General features: G+C 67.5%; 19 protein-coding genes and 1 tRNA gene. 8 read left to right on the top strand and 12 right to left on the bottom strand.

The window, feature by feature from the left end:
• Nucleotides 1-34 precede the first annotated feature (34 nt).
• From AC50X6_RS03775 to AC50X6_RS03755, 5 genes are read left to right on the top strand one after another with little or no spacing between them, the layout of a single operon-like run.
• Nucleotides 35-751, top strand: a complete 717-nt coding sequence (locus AC50X6_RS03775; RefSeq protein ID WP_494965139.1) for an NUDIX hydrolase — start codon at nucleotides 35-37, stop codon at nucleotides 749-751.
• On the top strand, nucleotides 748-2,061 hold the full coding sequence (nadA, locus tag AC50X6_RS03770) for a quinolinate synthase NadA (RefSeq protein ID WP_494964946.1): 1,314 nt from the start codon (nucleotides 748-750) through the stop codon (nucleotides 2,059-2,061). The genes AC50X6_RS03775 and nadA overlap by 4 nt, the downstream gene beginning before the upstream one ends.
• Nucleotides 2,058-3,902: an L-aspartate oxidase gene (locus AC50X6_RS03765; RefSeq protein WP_494964945.1), complete on the top strand. Its 1,845-nt coding sequence runs from the start codon at nucleotides 2,058-2,060 to the stop codon at nucleotides 3,900-3,902. The genes nadA and AC50X6_RS03765 overlap by 4 nt, the downstream gene beginning before the upstream one ends.
• A complete protein-coding gene (nadC, locus tag AC50X6_RS03760) occupies nucleotides 3,899-4,897 on the top strand; it encodes a carboxylating nicotinate-nucleotide diphosphorylase (RefSeq protein WP_494964944.1) in 999 nt (332 codons plus the stop codon). The genes AC50X6_RS03765 and nadC overlap by 4 nt, the downstream gene beginning before the upstream one ends.
• Nucleotides 4,894-6,054: a cysteine desulfurase family protein gene (locus AC50X6_RS03755; protein WP_494964943.1), complete on the top strand. Its 1,161-nt coding sequence runs from the start codon at nucleotides 4,894-4,896 to the stop codon at nucleotides 6,052-6,054. Before nadC ends, AC50X6_RS03755 begins: the two co-directional genes overlap by 4 nt.
• A 79-nt stretch (nucleotides 6,055-6,133) precedes the next feature.
• Here AC50X6_RS03755 and AC50X6_RS03750 read toward each other — a convergent pair whose 3' ends face one another.
• On the bottom strand, nucleotides 6,134-6,634 hold the full coding sequence (locus AC50X6_RS03750; protein ID WP_494964942.1) for a GtrA family protein: 501 nt from the start codon (nucleotides 6,632-6,634) through the stop codon (nucleotides 6,134-6,136).
• A gap of 119 nt (nucleotides 6,635-6,753) precedes the next feature.
• Complete coding sequence (locus AC50X6_RS03745; RefSeq protein WP_494964941.1) at nucleotides 6,754-7,407, bottom strand: DUF1684 domain-containing protein; 654 nt, start codon at nucleotides 7,405-7,407, stop codon at nucleotides 6,754-6,756.
• Between the two features lie 207 nt (nucleotides 7,408-7,614).
• On the opposite strand from AC50X6_RS03745, the gene AC50X6_RS03740 reads away from it, so the two are divergent.
• On the top strand, nucleotides 7,615-8,445 hold the full coding sequence (locus AC50X6_RS03740) for a hypothetical protein (protein WP_494964940.1): 831 nt from the start codon (nucleotides 7,615-7,617) through the stop codon (nucleotides 8,443-8,445).
• 68 nt (nucleotides 8,446-8,513) lie between these two features.
• A complete protein-coding gene (locus AC50X6_RS03735) occupies nucleotides 8,514-9,320 on the top strand; it encodes a transglutaminase-like domain-containing protein (RefSeq protein WP_494964939.1) in 807 nt (268 codons plus the stop codon).
• Nucleotides 9,321-9,367: 47 nt separating this feature from the next.
• On the opposite strand, the gene AC50X6_RS03730 is transcribed toward AC50X6_RS03735, so the two are convergent.
• The 9 genes from AC50X6_RS03730 to AC50X6_RS03690 form a co-directional block, all read right to left on the bottom strand.
• On the bottom strand, nucleotides 9,368-9,829 hold the full coding sequence (locus tag AC50X6_RS03730; RefSeq protein WP_326965561.1) for a MarR family winged helix-turn-helix transcriptional regulator: 462 nt from the start codon (nucleotides 9,827-9,829) through the stop codon (nucleotides 9,368-9,370).
• Complete coding sequence (locus AC50X6_RS03725; protein WP_494964938.1) at nucleotides 9,829-10,959, bottom strand: LLM class flavin-dependent oxidoreductase; 1,131 nt, start codon at nucleotides 10,957-10,959, stop codon at nucleotides 9,829-9,831. Before AC50X6_RS03725 ends, AC50X6_RS03730 begins: the two co-directional genes overlap by 1 nt.
• Nucleotides 10,960-11,327: 368 nt before the next feature.
• Complete coding sequence (locus AC50X6_RS03720) at nucleotides 11,328-14,624, bottom strand: efflux RND transporter permease subunit (RefSeq protein ID WP_494964937.1); 3,297 nt, start codon at nucleotides 14,622-14,624, stop codon at nucleotides 11,328-11,330.
• 69 nt (nucleotides 14,625-14,693) lie between these two features.
• A complete protein-coding gene (locus AC50X6_RS03715) occupies nucleotides 14,694-16,199 on the bottom strand; it encodes a malate:quinone oxidoreductase (RefSeq protein ID WP_494964936.1) in 1,506 nt (501 codons plus the stop codon).
• Between the two features lie 79 nt (nucleotides 16,200-16,278).
• Nucleotides 16,279-17,910 (bottom strand): ABC transporter substrate-binding protein, encoded by a 1,632-nt coding sequence (locus AC50X6_RS03710; RefSeq protein ID WP_494965138.1) that lies wholly within the window; start codon nucleotides 17,908-17,910, stop codon nucleotides 16,279-16,281.
• A gap of 315 nt (nucleotides 17,911-18,225) precedes the next feature.
• Nucleotides 18,226-18,900, bottom strand: a complete 675-nt coding sequence (locus tag AC50X6_RS03705) for a fasciclin domain-containing protein (protein WP_494964935.1) — start codon at nucleotides 18,898-18,900, stop codon at nucleotides 18,226-18,228.
• A 276-nt stretch (nucleotides 18,901-19,176) separates the two neighbouring features.
• A tRNA-Leu gene (locus tag AC50X6_RS03700) sits at nucleotides 19,177-19,258 on the bottom strand.
• A 62-nt stretch (nucleotides 19,259-19,320) separates the two neighbouring features.
• Nucleotides 19,321-19,794, bottom strand: a complete 474-nt coding sequence (bcp, locus tag AC50X6_RS03695; RefSeq protein WP_494964934.1) for a thioredoxin-dependent thiol peroxidase — start codon at nucleotides 19,792-19,794, stop codon at nucleotides 19,321-19,323.
• Between the two features lie 107 nt (nucleotides 19,795-19,901).
• The gene (locus AC50X6_RS03690; RefSeq protein WP_494964933.1) at nucleotides 19,902-22,130 is read right to left on the bottom strand and encodes a putative bifunctional diguanylate cyclase/phosphodiesterase; all 2,229 of its coding nucleotides are present in this window, start codon (nucleotides 22,128-22,130) and stop codon (nucleotides 19,902-19,904) included.
• 205 nt (nucleotides 22,131-22,335) lie between these two features.
• Between AC50X6_RS03690 and AC50X6_RS03685 the strand changes: the two genes are divergently transcribed.
• Entirely contained in the window at nucleotides 22,336-22,818 is a 483-nt protein-coding gene (locus AC50X6_RS03685; RefSeq protein WP_494965137.1) for a MarR family winged helix-turn-helix transcriptional regulator, read from the top strand.
• A gap of 46 nt (nucleotides 22,819-22,864) precedes the next feature.
• Here AC50X6_RS03685 and AC50X6_RS03680 read toward each other — a convergent pair whose 3' ends face one another.
• Nucleotides 22,865-23,071, bottom strand: coding sequence for a hypothetical protein (locus tag AC50X6_RS03680; RefSeq protein ID WP_494964932.1), 207 nt, complete (start codon nucleotides 23,069-23,071; stop codon nucleotides 22,865-22,867).
• Nucleotides 23,072-23,404 lie beyond the last annotated feature (333 nt).

Raw genomic sequence — 23,404 nt, 5'->3', positions numbered from 1 at the left:
AGGGGCCGGTCCGGAGCCTCAGGATGCGGGGTGAATCACCGTTTACACAACAGCCGCCAACGTTGCAGAGCGTCAGTTCGCGCCGCCGTCGTTGGCTATCTCTACCGTGATCTTCGCACTTCGGCCGAGCGAAAGTTCGGGACGCCCCACCCTCTGGATTCCGCTGGTGCGCCGGATCCGCGAACCGTTCAAGGGCCTGTGGGCGCTCCCCGGCGGCCCGCTCACCCCCGCGGAGTCCCTCCAGGATGCTGCGTCCCGGAACCTGCGCGACACCACCGGACTGGACCCCCGCTACCTCGAGCAGCTCTACGCCTTCGGCGGGCTGCACCGCTCGCCGGCGCAGCGCATTGTATCGATCGTGTACTGGGCCCTGGTCCAGCCGACCGAGGCCGCGCTCGCCGACGAGTCGGAGAACGTCCGCTGGTTCCGCGCCGACCGCCTCGGGGAACTGGCCTTCGATCACAACGCCATCATCGACTACGCGCTCGGGCGGCTGCGCAACAAGATGGCCTACGGGTCCATTGCCTACCACCTACTTGGCGAGTACTTCACCCTCGCCCAGATCCGGGAGGTCTACGAGGCCGTCCTGGACCGCGAACTGGATCCGGCGAACTTCCGCCGGCAGATCAAAGCCACGCCGGAGATCGCAGAAACCGGCGAATACCTGCAGGGCGGCAAACACCGACCGCCCCGCCTCTACCGCTATACCGGCCGCCCAGGCCTTGACCCGGACAACAGGAGCACACCATGAGCAGCGTCAACACGGCTATCCAGCTGATCACGCGCGAACAGGCCGCCGGCAGCAGCGCCAATGGCCGGGCAACAGCCTCGACCTGCAGCCCGGCGCTCGCCCGCGGCCCCTGGGACTTCGACCTCGCCGAGGCGCTCGCCGGTGTGCCCGCCTACGGCCCCGGCGCCTCCACAGCCGACGCCGCCCCGGCCTCGACGCCGCGGCAGGGCCAGCTCCCCGAGGAATACAAGCTCGCCGGCGACGCCGAACTTGACGTCCGGATCCGCGCCGCCAAAGCGGCGCTGGGGGACCGCGCCGTCGTCCTGGGCCACTTCTACCAGCGCGATGAGGTGGTGGCATACGCCGACTTCGTGGGCGACTCCTTCCAGCTCGCCAACGCCGCCCTGACCCGGCCGGATGCGGAGGCCATCATCTTCTGCGGCGTGCACTTCATGGCCGAGACCGCGGACATCCTGTCCCGGCCGGACCAGGCCGTGATCCTGCCCAACCTTGCCGCGGGCTGCTCCATGGCGGACATGGCGGACATCGACTCCGTGACCGAATGCTGGGAACAGCTTGAGGAGCTCTTCGGCACGGAGCCCGACGCCGACGGCCGGGTCCCGGTCATCCCCGTCACCTACATGAATTCCTCCGCCGCCCTCAAAGGCTTCTGCGGCGAGCACGGCGGGATCGTCTGCACCTCATCCAACTCCGCCACCGTGCTGGAGTGGGCGTTCGAGCGCGGCCAGCGTGTGCTGTTCTTCCCGGACCAGCACCTGGGCCGCAACACCGCCAAGGCCATGGGCGTGCCGCTGGAGCAGATGCCGCTGTGGAACCCACGCAAGGACCTCGGCGGCAACGGTGAGCAGGCCCTGCTCGATTCCCGCGTGATCCTCTGGCACGGTTTCTGCTCCGTCCACAAGCGCTTCAACGTGGGTCAGATCGAGAAGGCCCGCGCCGAGTTCCCGGGGGTCAAGGTGATCGTGCACCCGGAATGCCCGATGGAGGTGGTGGATGCCGCCGATTCCGCCGGCTCCACGGACTTCATCCGCAAGGCCATCGCGGCCGCCACCGAACCGACCACCTTCGCCGTCGGCACCGAGGTCAACCTGGTCAACCGGCTGGCCGCGGAATACCCGCAGCACACGATCTTCTGCCTGGACCCGGTGATCTGCCCCTGCTCCACGATGTACCGGATCCACCCCGGCTATCTCGCCTGGGTCCTGGAGGCGCTGGTCCGGGGTGAGGTGCTCAACCGCATCACCGTGGAGGACACTGTCGCGGCCCCGGCGCGGATCGCCCTGGAGCGCATGCTGGCGGCGCGGCCGTGACCAGGCGCCTGGTGGTGGTTGGCAGCGGGATCGCCGGACTCTACGCCGCGCTGCTCGCCTCCGACGCCGTGTCCTCCGAGGCCGTGTCCTCCGACGCCGTGTCCGCGCAGGGCGGGAGGCCCGGCGCCGTGTCCGCGCAGAACGGGTGGCCCGGCGCTGCCGAGGTGGTGCTGCTGAGCAAGGGGACCCTGGAACAGAGCAACACCTTCTATGCCCAGGGCGGCGTCGCTGCCGTGCTGCCGCCGGGGGAGGCGGCGCCGGGCGATTCCGCCGCGGCCCACATCGCCGACACGCTCGCCGCCGGCGCCGGCCTCAACGATCCCGAAGCCGTGCGGATACTCTGCACCGAGGCCGTCCGGGACATCGCCGGGCTCCGGCGTTTCGGCGTGCGCTTCGACGCCGGACCCGCGGGCGGGCCGGCGCTGGGCCTCGAGGCCGCACACTCCGCCGCCCGCATCCTGCATGCCGGCGGCGACGCTACCGGCGCCCGGATCACCCGTGCCCTCGTGGCCGCTGTCCTCGACCGTGCAGTCCAGGGCCGGCTCCGGGTCGAGACGGGCGCCTTCGTGACCGAACTCCTGACCGGCGCCGGGAGCCCGACGGCGGCGGCGCGCGTTACCGGGGTCGCCTACCTCGTTAACGGGCAGTCCAGGCGGCTGGCCGCCGATGCGGTGCTGCTCGCCACGGGCGGCGCCGGCAGGCTCTTTGCCCGGACCAGCAACCCGTCCGTGGCAACCGCCGATGGCCTCGCCCTGGCCTGGCGTGCAGGCGCGGCCGTGCAGGACCTCGAGTTCTTCCAATTCCACCCCACCACGCTGGCCGCCGAGGAGCTCCCCGGCGGCCCGCCGGCGCTGCTGGTCTCCGAGGCGGTCCGCGGCGAGGGGGCAGTCCTGCTGGACGCCGCCGGATACCGCTTTATGCCGGACTACCATCCGGACGCAGAACTGGCCCCGCGCGACGTCGTCTCCCGCAGCATCGCGCTGCACCTGGCCGCCACAGGGGTGGCCGCGGACAGCCCGGTGTACCTGGACGCCCGGGGGATCGAGGCCGCGCGCGGTCCGGGGTTCCTGGCCCGGCGGTTCCCCACCATCAGTGCGGCCACCCGCGCCGCGGGCTACGACTGGACCGCGGAACCGCTTCCGGTGTCTCCGGCGGCACACTACTGGATGGGCGGTGTGTCCACCGATCTCCGGGGACGCACCTCCGTCCCGGGCCTGTACGCCGCCGGCGAAGTGGCGTGCACGGGGGTGCACGGAGCCAACCGGCTGGCCAGCAATTCGCTGCTGGAAGGACTCGTCTTTGGCCGGCGTGCGGTCGAAGCCATCCTGGGCTCGGCCGCCGCCGGGCAGGACGCCGTCGATTCGGCCCCTGCCCTGTCCGCCGCCGGTATGCCGTCCGCCGCCGGTATGCCGTCCGCCGCCGGTACGCGGCCCGAACTGCCCGAGTTCCGCGTCCCCGGGCCGGCAACCGCTCCCTTCAGCCGGGACGCCCTGCGTCGCCTGATGACGGGCGCGGCCGGTGTGTTGCGTACCGGCGCCGAACTCGACGCCGCCGCGGCCCGGCTCGCCGAGTGGGCCGCAGCCACCCGGCGAGCGGATCACCGGACCCGCCTCGATCAGTCCGCCCACGAAGCGCGGAACCTGCTGCTGGCCGCTCAGCTGCTCGTGGCAGCGGCACGGCAGCGGACCGGTTCCGTCGGCGCCCACTACCGCGCCGACGCCGATCCCAGCGCCGCACGCCCCGCGGTACCCGCTGCCCCGGCCCGCCCAGCCCCGCCGGCCGGCAGATCCGGCCACCGGCACACCGCCGAGTCCCGTTCCAAGCAAAGGATCTCGTCATGACAGCACCCGGTACTGCTGCAACCACTGCACGCACCGGAACAGCGGCGCGCCCCACCACGCCGTCGACGCCGCCGGCGCTCGCCGGATCGCTGCCCGCTACCGCCGTCGACGCCGTGCTGCGGGCCGCCCTGCTGGAGGACGCCCCGTACGGGGACATCACCTCGCAGATGCTCATCCCTGCCGCCGCCCGGGCGACGGCGGTCCTGGCCGCCCGCGTGCCCGGCATACTCAGCGGCGGCGAGGTGTTCGCCGCCGCGATGAAGCTGACCGATGCCGACGCCGCCGTCGTTCTCCTGGTCGCGGACGGCACGGCCTTTGTCGCCGGAACGCCGCTCGCGAGGGTCACCGGGAACGCCCGCGCGGTGCTGCTGGCCGAGCGCGTGGCCCTGAACCTGGTCCAGCGGATGAGTGCCATCGCCACGAAGACCGCGGAGTTCGTTGCGTGCGTCGACGGTACCGGGGCCCGGATCACCGATACCCGGAAGACAACGCCGGGGTTGCGCGTGCTCGAACGCTACGCCGTCCGCTGCGGTGGCGGCACGAACCACCGCTTCAGCCTGTCCGATGCCGTTCTGGCCAAGGACAACCACCTGGCCGTTCTCACCGGGGGAGACGCGTCAAAGCTCACGGCGGTGCTGCTTGAGGCCAAGGCGCGGCTGGGCCATACCGTGCACTTCGAGGTGGAAGTGGACGCCATGGAGCAGATCGAACCGGTGCTGGCCGCCGGGGTGGACACCATCATGCTGGACAATTTCACCCTGGCCGAGCTGGCGGCCGGGGTGGCGCTGATCGGGGGACGGGCCCGGGTGGAGGCCAGCGGCAACGTCAACCTGGCCACGGTGGCGGGCATCGCCGCGACCGGGGTGGATGTCATCTCGATCGGCGGGCTCACCCACAGTGTCGCAGCCCTGGACCTCGGGCTCGATATTGAACTGGCCCTTGAAGCCGGCACCGAACCCGGCACCGAACCGCCGGCAGACCGACGAACACCATGATCTTCCTGGACGCTGCGGCCACCACTCCGGTCCGCCGAGAGGTGCTTGAGGCCATGTGGCCGTACCTCACGGGGGAGTTCGGTAACCCCTCGAGCCACCATTCCCTCGGTGATGCCGCCGCCAGAGCGCTGGCCGGGGCGCGGGCCGCGACGGCCAAGGCTCTGGGCTGCCGCCCGGGCGAGGTCATCTTCACCTCTGGCGGCACGGAAGCGGACAACCTGGCTGTCAAGGGCATTGCGCTCGCCCGCCGCGCCGCGGACCCGCGGCTGGACCGCGTGGTGATCAGCGCCGTCGAGCATCCCGCCGTGGAGGAATCGGCCCGCTACCTCGAACGGGTGCACGGCTTCGCCGTCGACGTGGTGCCGGTGGACTGCTACGGCAGCGTCACCGGGGAGGCCCTCGCCGCGGTCCTCAGGCCCGAAACCGCCGTGGTCAGCATCATGTATGCCAACAACGAGGTGGGCACGGTGCAGCCTGTGGCAGTGCTCGCCGAGCTTGCCCGCGCGCAGGGCATTCCGTTCCACACCGACGCTGTGCAGGCCGCCGGCTGGCTGCCGCTGGACACCGCCCCACTGGGCATCGACGCGCTCAGCCTTTCCGGACACAAGCTCGGGGCACCCAAGGGAAGTGGTGCCCTGTTCGTGCGCAGCCGGACCCGGCTGGAGCCCGTGATCCATGGCGGGGGGCAGGAACGCGGGCGCCGCTCGGGAACCGAGAACGTTGCCGGCGCCGTGGCGCTGGCGACAGCGCTTACGCTGGCCCGGGGGTCACAGCCTGAGCTCGAGGCGCCGATTGCCGCCCTGCGCGATGAATTCATCCGGACGGTACTGGCCGGTGTCCCCGGCGCGGTCCTCACCGGCCACCCGTCGGAGCGGCTGCCCTCCGTGGCGTCGTTCTGCTTCCCCGGAACCAGCGGGGAGTCCGTGCTGCTGGAACTTGAGCGCCAGGGCGTCATTTGCTCCAGCGGCTCCGCCTGTGCCGCGGGTTCGGACGAGCCGTCCCCGGTGCTGCGGGCCATGGGGATCGACGCCGAAGTCGCGCAGACGGCGGTGCGGTTCAGCTTCGATTCAACGATTACGGCAGCCGAACTGCAGGCAGCGGCGGCCGCCGTGCGAACCGCCGTCGGGAGCGTCAAGTCGCTCGGCCAGGCCCCCTGACACCCGACACCCGTTGAGCTATCAGTTCCGGTCGTTATCGGGCGCTCAGAGCACCATTAAGTGATAGCTCAAACCGGGTTTAGCGGTGCCGGGCGCGTCGGAAGATCCAGTGCCGCAGCAGGGTGAAGCGCACGGCGGTGGCCACGAAGCCGGACAGCGTTGTGGTCCAGAGTTCGTCGGCCATCGTCGCAGCCGGGTTGATCCAGTGCAGCACAGCCAGGCTGCCGCCGGTAATCAGCAGTGCCACGAGGATCACGATCAGCCCGTTGAGGTGGTCGCGTTTCATCCGGTGCCGCTCGGTGATCTTAAACGTCAGCCTCCGGTTCAGCGCCGTGTTCATAATCGAAGTGAGGATGAGGGCCGCCGCGTTGGCCGGCTGGGAGCCGAGCCAGGGCCGGAACAGGGCGTAGAGGGCCAGGGAAGTCACCGTGCAGATGATCCCGACGCCGGTGAACCGGATTAGCTGCCGGAAAGCCGGATACCGGAGAATGCCGCGGTAGCGGCGGGAATTCGGTCTGAACGGGGCCTGTGGGGGAGATGGCGGCTGCTCGAGCTTAGTGGCGGGCGCGGCAGATTCCATCCCTCAAGCCTGTCACACCATGGCCTGTTTTCCGGAAACGGAGTCGTGGGGTCAGGCCGGCAGAGCCGACTGCCACGCTGGACCGGTCGCGACGGCGGCCCGCAGGTCAGTACAGCGGGTCAGTACAGCTCGCCGACGGGGATCTCCACGGCGAGCCGGTTGGACGGTCCGGCGAGGGGGCATGCCCAGGCTTCGTTGTAGGCGCAGGACGGGCTGTAGGCGAAGTTGAAGTCCACCACGAACTCGGCCGCCGGGCCGGTGACGTGGGTGCCGTGGTAGGCGCCCTTGATGGTGTCCAGCAGGTAGCGGCCGGCGCCGTAGCTGCCTCCGGGCTGCCCGGCCGTGGCGTCACGGAAGGGCACGAAGATGCCGCCGCCGTAACCGTTGAGTTTCCAGACCGCGAGCTGGCCCAGCTCCGGCAGATCCAGGGTGCCAAGCCGGACGAAACGGACCTGGCCGTCCGTTCCCGTCTCCACATTCATCTCCCGCCCGGCGCCCTCGCTGGTCAGCGGGATGTGGAAGCGGTAGATCGGATCGTAGTCCGCCGTCTTGAGCCCGTCGAAGCTCGACTTCGCGGCGGCCGTGAGCGGCGAGGCGGGGTGGGCGCCGAACATCCGGTCCCGTTCGTGGCGCCAGTAGGTGTGGGCCTCGGCCGGGTCCTCGGCTGCGAGCTTCCGCACGGTGGCATAGAGCGCAAAGGTCCGGAGCCGCCAGTCCGCGATGTCGACAGCGGAGACGTCCGCCACACTTTCCCCAAATTCGTGATCCGCCATAACCCCAGCGTATCCCGCTTTCCCGGCGGCTTTTTTTACCGCGGATTGCCCCTTCCAGTACCCGCCCGGACGTCGACGTCCGGGCGCGCGGCTTCATGCACGCCGTGGGTGCGAAGGTTCCGCTCGGGACGCCGTGGGCCGTGCCGGCTTCTGCGAAACGCTGGTCCGGACACCCTGAACGGGTCCGGGCAGGGCTACGCTGGCACAATGACTGGGACGGATATTTTTCGGGGCACGGGGGCCAGCGGGGTCCGGATCGCCGCGGCGCTGGCGGTCATCGCCGTCGTGCTTTCCGGCTGCAGCACCGAGGATAAAGGGACACCGGCCTGGACGGCAGGTTCCGGCCCGGGCGGCAGTTCGGGCGGGAGTACGACGTCAGCGGACCCGTCCGCGGGCGGCGCCACGCCGGGCGGCTCGCCCGGCGCCACGGTCTCCGGGTCAGCGGCACCGAGCTCGACGGCGTCGGCCTGGAAAGTCTTCGCCGATCCGGCGAAAAACGTCAGCTTCGAGCTCCCGCAGGAATGGATTGCCCAATCCGTGACACCCGAGCCGGGAACCAGGCCGGGCGCGCTCAAGATCGAGGTCAAGGACGCCAAGGGCGGTTACCTGGCCACCCTGCAGACCGGTCTGGCACCGCAGCCCGCCCCGGCCTGTGCGGACGACGCCGCCAAGCCGTACGTCGTCGTGAGCAGCGTCCCGGTGGAGCTGCCGCACCGGGCCGGCGACGGGACCATTGACCCGCATGTTGTGTTCCGGGTCATCCAGGGTTACAAGTACTTCGGCTCATATGGCATCACCAACATCGTGGGCGGTGCCGGCGGAAAATCCTGTGCGCTGCAGAACATGGTTCGCGGTCCCGAGGGTGCGGGCGACTACTCCTTCGGTGACCTGACGGTCCTGAAGCCGCCCGCCCCCGATCAGAAAGTGGCCCCGGCGAAGTCCTTCGACACCCTGGACCAGGCGGCTAAATACGTCAACGAGGGCCCGGAATTCGCCAACGTCCAGCGGATGCTAATGTCTCTGAAGATCAAGAACTAGTCCTGCCCCGCCCGCCCGTGGCCGGGAGCGGTGACTCCACCTGTTGTTACCCCACACCACGGAGAAACATGGAACGCACCGCAGCCGTCCGCCTGGCCTTCCAGACCGTGGCGGATACCAAGGTGGCCCTGGCGGTGGCGGTGGCACGCAACGCCGGCTACAACAGCTTCGAGGAGTCGCTTTCCGTGACATCCGGCGGCGAGGACATCCCGGTGACCGAGCTCTCGGACCACCACGGCGGCCGCTTCCACTACATGGAGTTCGCGGAACCCGCCGAGGTCCTCGTGGAGTACACCGCCACCATCACAGGCTTCGCGCTGCCGGAAGAACCGGGGCTGATGGAACTCATCCGCTTTGTGCGTCCCAGCCGCTATGCCGAGTCCGACCGGATGCTGCCCACCGCCTATGCGGAATTCGGCGGCCTTCAGGGCGTGGAGTTCCTGCAGGCCGTCCGCAACTGGGTCTTCAGCGAGCTGCGGTACCTCAGCGGATCGTCGCGGGGGACCGACGGCGCCGTAGAGACCCTCCTGCACCGCCGCGGTGTCTGCCGCGACTTCGCCCATCTGGCGATCTCGCTCCTGCGCTCCAAAAACGTACCGGCCCGGCTGGCCGCCGTGTACGCCCCCGGGCTGAGTCCAATGGACTTCCACGCGGTGGCCGAGGCCCACATCAACGGGGCCTGGCACGTGATCGATCCGACCGGCCTGGCGCCGCGCGAAAGTATGCTGCGGATCACCGCGGGCCGCGATTCCTCGGATACCGCGTTCCTGTCCACGGTGGGCGGGAGCCTGGCGCTGAACGAACTCAGGGTCACCGCGATCGTAAACGGCGAACTGCCGGACGAGGATCCGTCGAAGCTCGTCGTGCTCCGCTAACGGTCGCCGGAGACCCGGTCCGCCGGGCCGGCGTCGTCAGCGCACATTCAGCGTGCCGTCACCGATGCCCGCAGCTTCTCCGTCAGGCGCAGCAGCTCCTGCTGTTCGGCGGCCGTGAGCGCGGGGCCGACCAGGGTCACGATGTCACGGACGTGCTCCCGGCCGATCTGCCGTTGGAGCTCCCAGCCGGCCTCGGTGAGCTTGATCTGTACCCCGCGGCCGTCCTCGGGAACGGGCTTCCGCTCCACGAGTCCACGCTTTTCCAGCCGTTCCACCAGCCGGCTCAGGCTGGACTGGCTGAGCAGGATGTGATCGTTGAGCTCGTTCTGGCGGAGCCACCCGGACGGACACCGGGAGAGCGTAAAGAGCACGTCGTATTCATTGAGCGGCAGCGTCTTGAAGGCGGGTGCTGCCTGCAGCTTGCGCATCACTGCCACCTGGGCGCGGAACAGGGATTCCCAGGTTTCCGCGGCCAGGCGTACGGGTGACCCGGCTGTCTGGGCGGCCATCACGCGCTCGTGTTGCCGGCGGGGCTGGTGGTTTCGCCGGCGGGCTGACCGGCTGCGGCCAGGGAGGCAGCCACCCGGCCGGCGTGGGTGGGCGGCTCCGGAATATGCGCCGGGGTGAGGGCGGCGTATTCCTTGCGGAGCACCGGCAGTACCTCTTCGCCGAACAGGTCCAGCTGTTCGAGGACCGTTTTCAGCGGCAGGCCGGCGTGGTCGATCAGGAACAGCTGGCGCTGGTAGTCGCCGAAGTACTCACGGAAGGTCAGGGTCTTTTCGATGACTTCCTGCGGGCTGCCCACGGTCAGCGGAGTCTGTGAGGTGAAGTCCTCCAGCGAGGGGCCGTGTCCGTAGACCGGGGCGTTGTCGAAGTAGGGGCGGAACTCCTTAACGGCGTCCTGGGAGTTCTTCCGCATGAAGAATTGTCCGCCGAGGCCCACGATCGCCTGGTCTGCCTTGCCATGGCCGTAGTGCTCGTAGCGTTCGCGGTAGAGGCTGATCAGCTGCTGGTAGTGCTCCTTGGGCCAGAAGATGTTGTTCGCGAAGAAGCCGTCGCCGTAGTAGGCGGCCACTTCGGCGATCTGCGGTGTGCGGATGGAGCCGTGCCACACGAAGGGTGCCACGCCGTCGAGCGGGCGCGGGGTGGACGTGAAGTTTTGCAGCGGGGTGCGGAACTTGCCGGACCAGTTCACGGTGTCCTCGTCCCAGAGGCGGCGCAGCAGGGCGTAGTTTTCGATCGCGAGTTCGATCCCGTCCTGGATGTTCTTGCCGAACCAGGGGTAGACCGGTGCGGTGTTGCCGCGGCCCAGGACCAGGTCCACGCGGCCGTCGGCCAGGTGCTGCAGCATGCCGAAGTCCTCGGCGATCTTCACCGGGTCATTGGTGGTGATCAGCGTCGTCGCCGTGGACAGGATGATCCGCTCGGTCTGGGCCGCGATGTAGGCGAGGGTGGTGGTGGGGGAGGAGGAGAAGAACGGCCGGTTGTGGTGCTCGCCGATGGCATAGACATCCATGCCGATGTCCTCGACCTTTTTGGCGATCGCCACGGACGCCTTGATGCGCTCGTGCTCTGTAGGCGTGCGCCCCGTGGTGGGGTCGGTGGTGATGTCGCTGACGCTGAATACGCCGATCTGCATGGTGGGCCTTTCCGTGGCCGGAGTCTTCCGGGAGCTGCTTCTACTATAGCCGCGATACATGCATTTGCATCTATCGACCGGTATAACGCCTGCCCCTCGCGAATATTCCCGGCGGCGGGACTCAGGGACATGCCCCGCGCCGGGGCCGCGGGTGGGCATAGTGTCATTGTGCCCGGTCCCGGGTGCGAGGAATGGGCATGTCCCGCTGGACTGGACGCTGGCCCGAAAGGGACATAACCCGCGCCGGGGGCAACGGGTGGGCATAGTGGCATTGTGCCCAGTCCCGGGTGCGAAGAATGGGCATGTCCCGCGCGGCATGAACAGGTCCAGGTGCGTCTAACCCACCGACGAACCAGCGAACATGACCTCTAGTTGCGCAGGGCCGGGGCCTCGTCGGTCCCTGAAAGCTGGCCGTCCTCGTGACCGGCCGGGCCGCTCACGACGCCCTGCCTGCCCTCAACGCCGGTACTGCCCTCAACGCCGCTACTGCTCACAACCCCTATGCCGCTCACGACGCCGGTGCGGCCCGCGGCGGCGCGGCAACCACGCGGCGGCGTCGCGTCCGTTGCGTCCGCCGTCGCCAGCGTCTTCCGTTCGCGCCTGCCCTCGACCAGCCGGTACAGCACCGGTACCAGGACCAGGGTCAGTGCCGTGGAGGAGATCAGGCCGCCGATCACCACGATGGCGAGCGGCTGCGAGATGAAGCCGCCTCCGCCGGTCAAGCCCAGGGCCATCGGCGTCAGCGCGAACACGGTGGCCAGGGCCGTCATCAGGATCGGCCGGAGCCGCTGGCGGGCGCCGTGTGTGATTGCGTCCGCCACGCTCATCCCGGGCTCGCCGTTCCGCGGCCGACGGTACTGGTTGATGAGGTCGATCAGCACAATCGCATTGGTCACCACAATCCCCACCAGCATCAGCATGCCGATCAGCGATGGCAGGCCCAGCGGCACCCCGGTCACCAGCAGCAGCCCAATAGCGCCGGTAGCCGCGAACGGGACGGAGACGAGCAGGATCAGCGGCTGGATGAGCGACTTGAACGCGGCGACCATGATCACGTAGACGATCGCGATGGCTGCCAGCAGGGCCAGGCCGAGCTGGGCGAAGGACTCAGCCTGCTGCGTTGTGGCGCCACCGATCTCAGCCGTGACGCCCGGCGGCAGCTGGACTGTCTTGAGCCGCGCCTGCACTTCGGTGCTCACCGCGCCGAGGTTGGCGCCCGACGGCGTGACGGAAACGCGCGCGGTCCGCTGGCCGTTGCTCGCGGTGATCGAGACGGGCACGTCCACCTGCTCCACGGCGGCGATGCTGCCCAGCGGGACGGGGCCGCGCGCCGTCGGGAGCGGTATGTCCCGGACGGCGCCGATGCTGCTGAAGCGGGTGCCTTCGCCGATCCGGACCGGGAAGTCGTTGGTCTCGATGCGCACGGTTCCGGCCGGAATCGGGCTGATGGTGGCGGCCAGCACCCCGGCCACCTGCTCCTCGTTCAGGCCTGCGGCGACGGCCTTGGCCCGATCCACCTTGACCTGGACCACCGGCTGGCTGGCTGCCAGGTTGGTGGCCACCTCGGAGGATCCAGGGACGCCGTCCATGGCCGTGACCATGGCCTCGCTCGCGGCGCGGAGGTCCGCGGTGGTGGCGGCCTTGAGAGTGATGTCCACGGTCGACGTCGTGCCGAAGCCGCCCTGCTGCGAGCCCACGGTGATTTTGCCAGCATCAGGAATCCTGGCGAGCTCGCCGCGGACGGTGTCCTTGAGTTTGCCCTGGTTGGCCTTCTCCTCCGTGACCACAGTGAAGCTGGAACTTGAGGTGCCGGCCGACAGCAGCGCGGAGAAGCCGGTCCGGGCGTTGCCGGTGGTGACCTGGACGTCCTTGACGCCGTCGATCTCCCGCAATACTTCCTCCACCTTAATGGCGGCAGCGCCGGCCTCGGCAAGGCTGGTGCCGGCGGGGAGGCTCTGCCGGACGGTCATGCTGTTTTCGCCCGAGCTGCCCAGCAGATCGGTGGCCAGCAGCGGGGTCATGGCGGCGGTACCGCCGAGCACCAGGACGGCCGCGATCAGGGTCACGGCCGGGTGCTTCTGGGTTTTGGCCAGGATCGGCATGTAACCGCGCTGCAGCACTGTGCGCTGCTCTGCCTCGTGGGCCCTGGCCGCTATCTCCCGGGCTGAGCCTTCCGGGGCGCCGGCCTTGTCGGCAGGATTGCGCAGGAACCAGTACGCCAGCACCGGCACGATGGTCAATGACACCAGGAGCGAGGAAAGCAGCGCGATGGTGACTGTCATCGCGAACGGCCGGAACAGTTCGCCGGCCAGGCCGGCCACAAAAGCGATCGGCAGGAAGACGGCCACGGTGGTCAGGGTGGAGGCGGTGATGGCGCCGGCGACCTCGCGGATGGAGGTCAGGATCGCGGTGATCTTCGCCTCGCCGTAGCTCAGGTGGCGTTTGATGTTCTCGATCACCACGATCGAGTCGTCCACCACCCGGCCGATCGCGATGGTGAGCGCCCCGAGGGTCAGGATGTTCAGCGAGTAGCCGGTGGCCGACAGTCCGATGAACGTGATCAGCAGGGACAGCGGGATGGACACGGCAGTCACCAGGGTGGCGCGTGCGGACATCAGGAACACCAGGATCACGGCGACGGCGAAGCCCAGTCCCAGCAGACCCTCGGTGGTGAGGTCCTTGATGGACTTCTCGATGAACGGCGCCTGATCGAAGATCGGGGTGAACCTGGCATTGGAGCCGAGTTCGGCCTCCAGCTGGGGGATGGACTCCTTTACCGCGCGGGAAATGGCCACCGTGTCGCCCTCGGGCTTTTTGGTGACGGACAGGGCCAGGGTTTCCTCGCCGTTGGTCCGGGTGATCGAGGTGCGGGCGTCCTCGGCGATGCTCACCTCCGCGACGCTGCCGATCGTGGCGGCATCCCTGGCGCCGCCGAGCGGGAGAGCCTTAATCGCGTCGAGGGAATCCACCGGGCTGCCGATCTGCAGCGAGAGGGTCTTGCCTTGTTCCTCGATGGTGCCGGCCGGAATCAGGGCGCCGTTGTTCTTCAGCGCATTGCTGATGGACTGGATGCTCGCGCCGGACGCCGCCATCGCCTCGGGGCGCGGCAGGATCTTGATGTGCTGGGTGGCGCCGCCGGTCAGATCGGCGCCGCGGACGCCGTCGAGCTTCTGCAGCCGCGGCACGCTGAGCCGGGCCAGATCGGAGTTCAGCTCGCTGAGCGGCTTGTCCGAGGAGACCGCGAGGAAGACGATCGGGAAATCGCTGATGCTGCCGGCGATCGCCTGCGGCTGGACATCGGCCGGCAGGGACCGTTTGGCGTTGGAGATGGCGCGGTCGATCTGGTTCCGGGCACGGTCCAGGTTCGAGCCGTAGGTGAACACCAGGGAGATCTGCGAGACGCCGTTGCGCGAGGTGGACGACGTGGACTCCAGGCCTTCGACGCCGTTGAGCGCCGTCTCCAGCGGGCCGCTGACCTGCTTGTCCACGACTTCCGGCGAGGCCCCGGGCATCGAGGTGATGACCGTGATCTGCGGGAACTCGATGGACGGGATGAGCTCCTGCTTCAGCGAGGACATCGTGATCACGCCGAAGACGGACGCGAACACGGTGACCAGCGCAATCAGCGCCCGGTTTGCCAGCGAAAGTGTTGCGAGCCGGAACATCTCATGGACTCCTGGAGGGTCGAGGGTCATACATCAAAGAAGTGAAGCGCCCGCAACCCGGAGCGGGCGTCAGGTACGGGGAGCGTTGACCGGTTCCAGCTGCAGTGCCTTGGCCGTCTCGGCTTCCAGTCGGGCGGCGAGTTCCGGGTTGTCGTTAAGCCTGATGCCGTAGCCGGGCATCATGTCCTTGAACTTGGACTGCCAGCCCTTGAAGTTCTTCGGGAAGGACTTCTGGAGCAGTTCAATCATGATCGGCACGGCGGTTGACGCGCCGGGGGACGCGCCGAGCAGGGCGCCGATGGAGCCGTCGCGGCCAGCGATGACTTCGGTGCCGAACTGCAGCACGCCGCCCTTCTTCGGATCTTTCTTGATGATCTGAACACGCTGGCCGGCCGTGATGAGTTCCCAGTCGGCGTCCTGTGCTTCCGGGTAGTACTCGCGCAGGGCCTCAACTTTGGCGCCGTGGCGCTTGGCGACTTCCTTGACCAGGTAGGCGGTGAGGTCCATGTTGTCCTTGGCGACGGCCAGCATCGGGATGATGTTGGAGGGCCGGATGGACAGCGGCAGATCCAGGTAGGAACCGGTCTTGAGGAAGTTGGTGGAGAAGCCGGCGTAGGGGCCGAACAGCAGCGAGCGCTTGCCGTGGACGAAGCGGGTGTCCAGGTGCGGCACAGACATGGGCGGTGCGCCGACCGATGCCTGGCCGTAGACCTTGGCACTGTGCTGGGCGGCGAGGGCCTCGTCGGTGCAGCGGAAGAACTGGCCCGAGACCGGGAAGCCGCCGTAGCCCTTGCTTTCCGGGATGCCTGAGGCCTGCAGCAGGTGCAGCGCGCCGCCGCCGGCCCCCACGAAGACGAACTTCGCGTGGATCGAGCCGTGCTCGCCGGACTGCGGGTGCTTGAGTGATAGGTCCCAGCCGCCGCCGGACGCGCGCTTGATGCCGGAGACGTCGTGGCCGTAGTTTATTTCCACGCCGTTGCTGCCCAGGTAGCCGGTCAGTTCGCGGGTCAGGGCGCCGAAGTCGACGTCGGTCCCTTCCGCTGCGCGGGTTGCCGCAATGCGCTGCTTCGGGTCGCGGCCCTTGACGATCAGCGGGGCCCACTTGGCGATCTGGGCATGGTCCTCGGAGTACTCCATCGAGCGGAACAGCGGGTTCGGCTTGAGGGCCTCATAGCGGGTGCGCAGGAACCTGGTGTTGTCCTCGCCGATCACGAAACTCATGTGCGGAACCGTGTTGATGAAGCCCTTGGGCGAGCCGATCATCCCGTTGGTGGTCAGGTGGGACCAGAACTGGCGGGACAGCTGGAACTGCTCGTTGATGAGCAGGGCCTTGGCAGGGTCCACAGAACCGTCTTTGGCGGCGGGAGAGTAATTAAGCTCACACAGGGCGGCGTGGCCGGTGCCGGCGTTGTTCCAGGGGCCGGAGCTTTCCAGGCCGGGCTCATCAAGCTTTTCGAACAGGGAAATTGTCCAGTTCGGCTCGAGCTGCTTGAGGAACGCGCCGAGCGTGGCGCTCATGATGCCGCCGCCAATCAGGACGACGTCGGCATGTTGGGTCTTGGAAATGAAAGTCACAATCAGTCTCCGATAGCAGCGGGTCTGGCTGTCACAGAATATCCCCGCGGTGCGCTCTAACTGAAATTGGGTCAGTCCGTCAAGGCCTTAGCTCAATCTTCGTGAAAACTTCGTTCAGGACGGGCGACGCCGGGTACTTGAGCACACGATCGGACAGGGCCAGGGCGGAAATCGGGAAGGCGATGGGAACGGCGGGCACGGTGGCGGCGATCTGGGCATTAATGGTCTGGTACTGCTCTGTACGCTCCTTGCCGTCCGGCAATCCGCGGGCCCGGGCAATCTTGGAGAAGACCTGCGGGTCCTGGTAACCGAATTCCCCGGTGTTCTCGCCAAAAAGCGGGCCGACGAAGTTGTCCGGATCCGAATAGGAGCCGTTCCAGCCCAGCAGATGGAGGCCGTGATCACCGGCGGACGTGACCTTCTGCAGGTAGCCTTCGGACCAGTCAACCGGTACCGGCTTGATGTTAAGCCCGACGGCGGTCAGTTGCTTGCTGATCTCCGCATAGACCTTCTCCGGCGTCGGGAGGTAGGGCCGGGTGACGTTGAGCGGGTAGTAGAACTTCAGTTCCTCGCCGTTGTAGCCGGCCTCGGTGAGCAGTTCCTTGGCCTTGGCCGGGTTGTGCCCCAGCGACGGGGCGTTGTTGTTGAATCCGCTGAGCTTCGGCGGGACGAACTGGGAAGCCTGGGCCGTGTTGTCGATGAAGAACCGGCGGATCAGGGTGTCTTTGTCCAGTGCCATCTCGATGGCCTGGCGGACCTTGATGTTCTGCAGGATAGGGACTTCCTGGTTCATGCCGAGGTACATGACAGAGAACGGGTCCCGCTGGATGATCTGCTTGCCGCGTTTGACAAGTTGGTCAAAGTTCTCCACCGTGACGGCGTCATAGGCGTCGATCTTGCCGTCCAGGAGGGCCTGCATCCTGGTCTGGGTGTGATCGTAGGTGACGAAGTTGATCGTCCCGATCTGGCCCTTGTCCCCCCAGTAGCTCTTATTGCTGGCAAGGGTGATGTTGCCCTTGTCCCAGGAGTCGAAGACAAAGGGGCCGGTTCCCACCGGGTGCAGGCCGTAGGCGGAGACGGGCTGCCCGTCGCGGCTCTGGTTGAGCACGTCCGCGTTCCGGGCCGCCAGGGCCTGCGGCGAGGACAGGGCGAAGGCGGGGAGTGCCAGGGCCTGCAGGAACCCGGTGAAAGGCTGCGTGAGTTCGATCTTCACGTTGTCCGGGGCGACGGCGGTGCAGCCCTTATAGATGGAGAGGGACGCCTGATCGGCGTGGGCCTTGAAGACGCCCTTGAAGGTGGTTCCCGCGGCCTGCTTCCGCAGCGCCTCCGGGAAGTTGAACCAGCGGTTGAAGTTGCTGCAGACGGACGCGGCATCGAACGGCGCACCGTCCTGGAAGTTCACCTTCTCGCGGAGCTTGAAGTCGTAGCTGCGGCCTTCGTCACCGGTATTCCACTCGGTGGCGAGCAACGGCGTCGGCTGCCCGGTGGTCTGGTCCACGCCCACAAGCCCCTCCAGGACCTGGCGGGTAACACGGTAGGACTCGATGTCCGAGACGAGGGCCGGGTCCAGCCCCAGGGGCTCGGAGGCGGTGCCGAACGTGAACACGGCGCTGGGGCCGCCGTCGTTAGCGCCGGCAGAAGCGCCGGCAGAAGCAGTCGGGGAGCTGGGGGCGGGAGCGGGGGATCCGGTGCACGAGGCGAGCGGCAGCATTAGGAGTATGGCACTGAGGCCGGCCGTGATGCGGCGCACTGTCCTCGGGCGCACTGCATTGGGGCGCACTGTACTGCTGGGCACTCGGGAATCACCTCTGGGGACTGGGCGGACCGCCGGCTGCGGAACAGCCCCCAGTCTAGTTGACCGGCCCGGCCGACGGCGGTCGGCCCGCCCGAACGGCAGACCGCCCAGGTTCACAAAACCTCCCGGCCCTCAAACGGAAGGCCCGCACCAGAGGTTGCGGGCCTTCCGTTCTCCAGGTCGGTCCAGGGAGTCAGGCTGAGACCGGAGCAGGAGCGCTTGGGGGGCTGCTTACTTGGGCATCAGGACGGAGTCCACCATGTATACAGTGGCGTTGGCCGTCATAACGCCGCCGCAGACAACACCGGCGTCGTCAACCTTGAGGGCGTCCTTGCTGCCGGTGACGGTGACGGAACCGCCCTGAACGGTCTTGTGGGTGCCCACGATCTTGTCCGGGCTGATCTGGCCGGGGACCACGTGGTAGGTCAGGATCTTGCTCAGGAGGGCATCATCGGTCTTGAGCGTCTCGATCGTCGCGGCGTCGATCTTGGCGAAAGCATCATCCGTCGGGGCGAAGACCGTGAATTCGCTGCCGTTCAGGGTGTCCACCAGGTCCACCTTGGGGTTGAGCTTGCCGGAAACGGCCGCGGTCAGCGTGGTGAGGATCGGGTTGTTCGAGGCGGCGACGGCTACCGGATCGAGAGCCATTCCGGAGACGGAACCGGCACCGCTGGGGACCTTCGCGGCGTAACCGGCGCAGCCCGCACCGACGAGGTTGGCTGCCGGATCCATGGCCGCTGAGGAGCTCATGGACGGCGACGGCGCCATGCTGGAGGCTGACGGCGTGGAGGCCGGAGCCGAGGAACTGGAAGCGGTGGTACTGGATCCGCCACAGGCACTGAGGCTGAGCATGGCTGCAGCGGCGATACCTGCAACGGCGAAGGTGTTGCGCTTGATGGTCTGCATTTCGGTTTCTCCTTAGTTATGCCGATTGTTGCCTGTGGCGACCTTTGCCGCTCCGGCCCATGTCCGATTTGGTGGGCACGGACCCTTACTTTGGTGTCTCGCTGGGGATTCGTCGGGTGCGGGGAGTCGGATGGGTGCGGTTTTGATCTTTTTTTGGGGAGCTGGGCCTCCGCGGGCAGGCCAGGTTCAGCGGGGCGGGGTGAACCGTAGCCGCAGAACAGCACGCCGTCGTCTTAAAAGGAAGAACCCCGGTCAGCGACCGGGGTTCTTTCACTGTGCGCAAGGGGGGATTTGAACCCCCACGCCCGAAGGCACAGGAACCTAAATCCTGCGTGTCTGCCAATTTCACCACTCGCGCGCGGCACCGTCTGTCAGGTCAAGGGACCGTCGACGGCGAATGCCACGCTCCATTGTACCCGGCTAGCCGTCCAGCCTGAGGTCGCGGCGGAGCTTCGCGACATGCCCGGTGGCCCGGACGTTGTACTGGGCTGCGGCGACCTTGCCTTCAGGGTCGACGACGACGGTGGAACGGATGAGTCCCTCGTACGTCCGGCCGTAGTTCCTTTTCTCGCCCCAGGCCCCGTAGGACTCCGCGACGGCGTGGCCCTCGTCGGAGAGCAGCGGGAAAGTCAGGCCTTCCGCGGCTGCGAACTTGGCGAGCTGGCCCACTGGGTCGGGGGAGATGCCGACGACGTCGTAGCCTGCGTGCTGCAGCGATGTGAGGGAATCGCGGAAGTCGCAGGCCTGCTTGGTGCACCCCGGGGTGGACGCTGCCGGATAGAAGTAGACAACAGTGCTGCGGCCACGGAAATCTTTCAGCGAGACGTCCTTCCCGTCAGCATCCTTCAGCGTGAATTCCGGTGCCGGGGCTCCGGGAATGAGTCGTTCAGGCAAGATAATCTCCTTACGGTGTTTGAGGCTGGATCGGGTTTGCCAACGTGGGCGTCCGCGGGCTCGTTTGTCCCCGATGCTGCGGCTGGCCAGCTCCGCTTCGACTTGTCTTAGACCTGCCGGACGGGTTCCAGCCGGCGGGCGGCGAGCCAGCGGTCCAGCTCCGCCGCACCGACGGGTCTCGAGACAAAGTATCCCTGCGCGTTGTTGCAGCCGAGCGCTTTCAGCTCGTCCTTCGTTTCCTGGCTCTCCACACCTTCCGCCACAATCCGCAACCCCAGGCTGTGCGCCAGGGCAATGGTGGAGGCAACAAGCGCCGAGGCCCGGGGATCCGTGTCCATCGGCTGCACGAAGGACCGGTCGAGCTTGAGCTCGTCGATGGGCAGTTCACGAAGGTATGCGAGTGAACTATAGCCCGTGCCGAAGTCATCAACGGCGATCTGCACACCACTCTCCCTGAGCTGGGTCAGGATTTCCCGCGCTCGATCACGGTCCGCCATGAGGAAGTCCTCGGTGATTTCCAGGACCAGGGCACTTGCCGGCAGCCTGCGCTCGCGCAGCATGGAACCGACCCTGCGCGGCAGCCCGATGTCCACCAGGGAACTGGCGGAGATGTTCACCGCGACCGTCAGTGGTTCGTGTTTCGCATGCCACCGGGCCGCCTGATCCAGTGCTTTCGCCAGCACCACAGCAGTGAGGTCGTGCATCAGACCGCATTCCTCGGCAAGGCCAAGGAACTCGGCCGGCGCCAGTACGCCGCGGGTGGGGTGGTCCCAACGGACCAGGGCTTCGACGCCGTGGATCTCGTCCGTGGCAAGGTCGACTTGGGGCTGATAGTGCAGAATTAGCTGATCCGAGGCCAGTGCGGTCCGCAGTTCCTGAACAGTCCGCAGCCGCAACTCACCCTGCCGGTCGTCGTCGTGATGATAGATGTGGTGTCCACTGCGAGCCGCCTTGGCGCGGTACATCGCCATATCGGCCTTGCGCAGCAACGTGTTGACGTTGTTCCCGTGCACCGGGAAAAGCGCGACGCCGATGCTGACGCTGGTCCGTAGCGCTATGCCTCCAGACGTGAATGACTCCGCCAGGGCATTCCGGAGCTTGTGGGCGACGGCCGTCGCTTCGTCTTCGTCGCCGTCGCTGTCGGCCAGGAGCACCGCGAATTCATCGCCGCCGAGCCGGGCCAGCAGGTCATCGGGGCGAAGCGAACGCACTAACCGCGCTCCCACCTGGATCAGCAGGCGGTCGCCGGCCTCGTGGCCAAGGCTGTCGTTAATTTCCTTGAAACGGTCCAGGTCAAGGAGCAGCAGCGCGCCATTCCGCTTCCCGGCGGCCGCAAGGCGTTCGGTGCAGTCATCATTGAAGGCCCGCCGGTTCAGCAGTCCGGTCAGGTCATCCGTGCGGGTCAACCGGCGGAGCAGGCGGTGGCGGAAGGCCATCGGAACGGCCGCAAGGACCAGGGTTATGCTGGCCAGCACCAGGGCGTACGACGGCACGTGCTGCTGGCTGCCCAGGAGTAGAACTCCCAAAGCGGCCGCCGTCGCGAGGCCCGGCACAACCAGTGCCTGATGCGCTCTGCCCCGGCGCCGGCCCTGGCCCTCCGGACGCGAGGCACGGTCAATCCACAGCGCAATGAGCGCCAGCCCGGTGGCCCACACCAGGTCCAGGACCGAGCCAACGGAATAGGCCCCGGATGCTTCGCCGAGCGCGAATACGACATCGGCGGCGGCGAACAAAAGCAGTCCGGCGACGAGATGGGCCCAGTGCTTATCGGATGCGCGCTGCGACGCGATGATGGCCGCAATCACGGCAATAAGCATCAGGTCGAAAAGCGGATACGCGACAGCGATGACAGTGCCGGCCGAGATGGGCGTGTCGCCGGCGGAGTCCAGTACGGGTTCGAGGAGAACCGCCAGGACCGCAGCGGCGCCGCAGGCGGCCACGGCGCTGTCCAGGAGGACCGGCCATGCAGCCGTTCGCAGCCGTTTGACCACAACCACAGCCAGAGCGAGCAGCATCAAGGCATAAAAGAGGACATAGCCGACGTCGGCTGGAGAAGGCGCGGGGACGGTGCCCGACGGCTCCCGGGCCAGCATGTAGTAGGCATCGCCCAGGGCAGTCGCCGTCACCGCAAGCGCAGCCAGAACAAGCTCGCCCGGTACCGCTGTGGAGCGTCGCAGGGCCAGCCAGCAGACGGCCACCGTAACAGCTTCGGTGACCATGGACATCCAGCCATCGACGACGGCGAGGTACCCCTCGCCGTGCAGCAGCCGGGCCACTACATACGTAAAAAGTGCCATCGCCATCGCAACGACGGGCAGGCCGATTGTGCGGAACACCGCGCGGGCAGGCTGCCCTTTTGCATGTCGCTTCACAGATACCCCCGAGGTCCGCGAAGATCTTACCAGCCCTGTTCCCGGGCGCCCGGTCAACCGGGTGTCCCGTCGGCCAGTCGGCCCCCATCGGGGGTGGGTGTACCTGAGCTATTGAGCAACGGTGCGGGCGGCGAACCCTACGCTCGCTATACTTGTTGGTATGCCTGATATGGATCGCTGGCCCACTGGGCGCCTATTGTCCACGGCAGCCCGCCTTGTTGAACACTCCTGGAACGAGAAGCTGGGGGCCATTGGGCTGACCCATGCCGGGGTCATCGCCATGGAAGTGCTCTCGGCTAACGGGCCCATGACGCAGGCGCAACTGGCCCTTCTGGTGCGGGTCCAGGCGCAGACCATGGGGAAAACCCTGAGCCGTCTGGAAGTGCACGGCCACATTTCCCGGCAGCGCAGCACCTCGGACCGCCGCAGCCACGTCGTGTCCCTGACCGACCGTGGCCGCCGGGCTGTGGCCGAAGCCGCCGACATGGAGCGCTCAGTGCTCGCCTCGGCGTCCATCGATCCCGACGTCCTGCGGCAGGAACTCCAGGCCGTCGTCACCGAACTGGCCACCCGCATTTCCTCCTCCGAGGTCAAGTCCATCGTCACGGACGCCGAGCCCGGCCTGGCCGTCGAGGCGAATACCCTGAACTAAGCTCAGCCCCGACCCTGACCGCTGCGGCAAGTTCAACTCACGGGTGTTATCCCTTCTGGGCTTCGAGGAACTGCTTCAGTGCTGCGAGATCGTCGGTGTTGATGTGGTCAACGCCTGCCCGGTGGAGTTCGGTCCAGACGGCTTCGCGCGCGTCGCCCGGCTGGTCCGGGGTCGCCCAAAAACGTACCCGGTAGCCCTTGGTGTGCGCGTCCGCCACATAGGCGTGTAGTTTGGCGCGTTCCGCCTCGGGCATCGGGCCGGGCCGGTGTGGACTTTTCCCTTGCTGTGACGGGTCATCAGCGCCGGGTGCTTGCGCAGTTCCTGCTCGATCGCGGCGTAGGTGCTTTCGCCGTGGCTCTTGATGTCGATCAGCAGCTGCAGGCTGCCGTCCCAGCCCGGATAGACACTGAGGCCATTCTGCCGGACGACGTCGTCCAGTGGATCCAGGTAGAGGCTCTCCAGCGGCTGGCCCAGCACAGCATCCCGGGATCAGGTTCCCCGATCCGCACCAACAGGGAGAATCCGGGGGGGGGGTGTCCCTATGTTTTTTGTCAAGCGGTTTGGGGAGCTTTTTCCTCGTAGAGTG

The organism is Pseudarthrobacter sp. HLT1-7, assembly GCF_059383435.1.
This window is presented reverse-complemented; position numbering and strand designations above follow the sequence as displayed.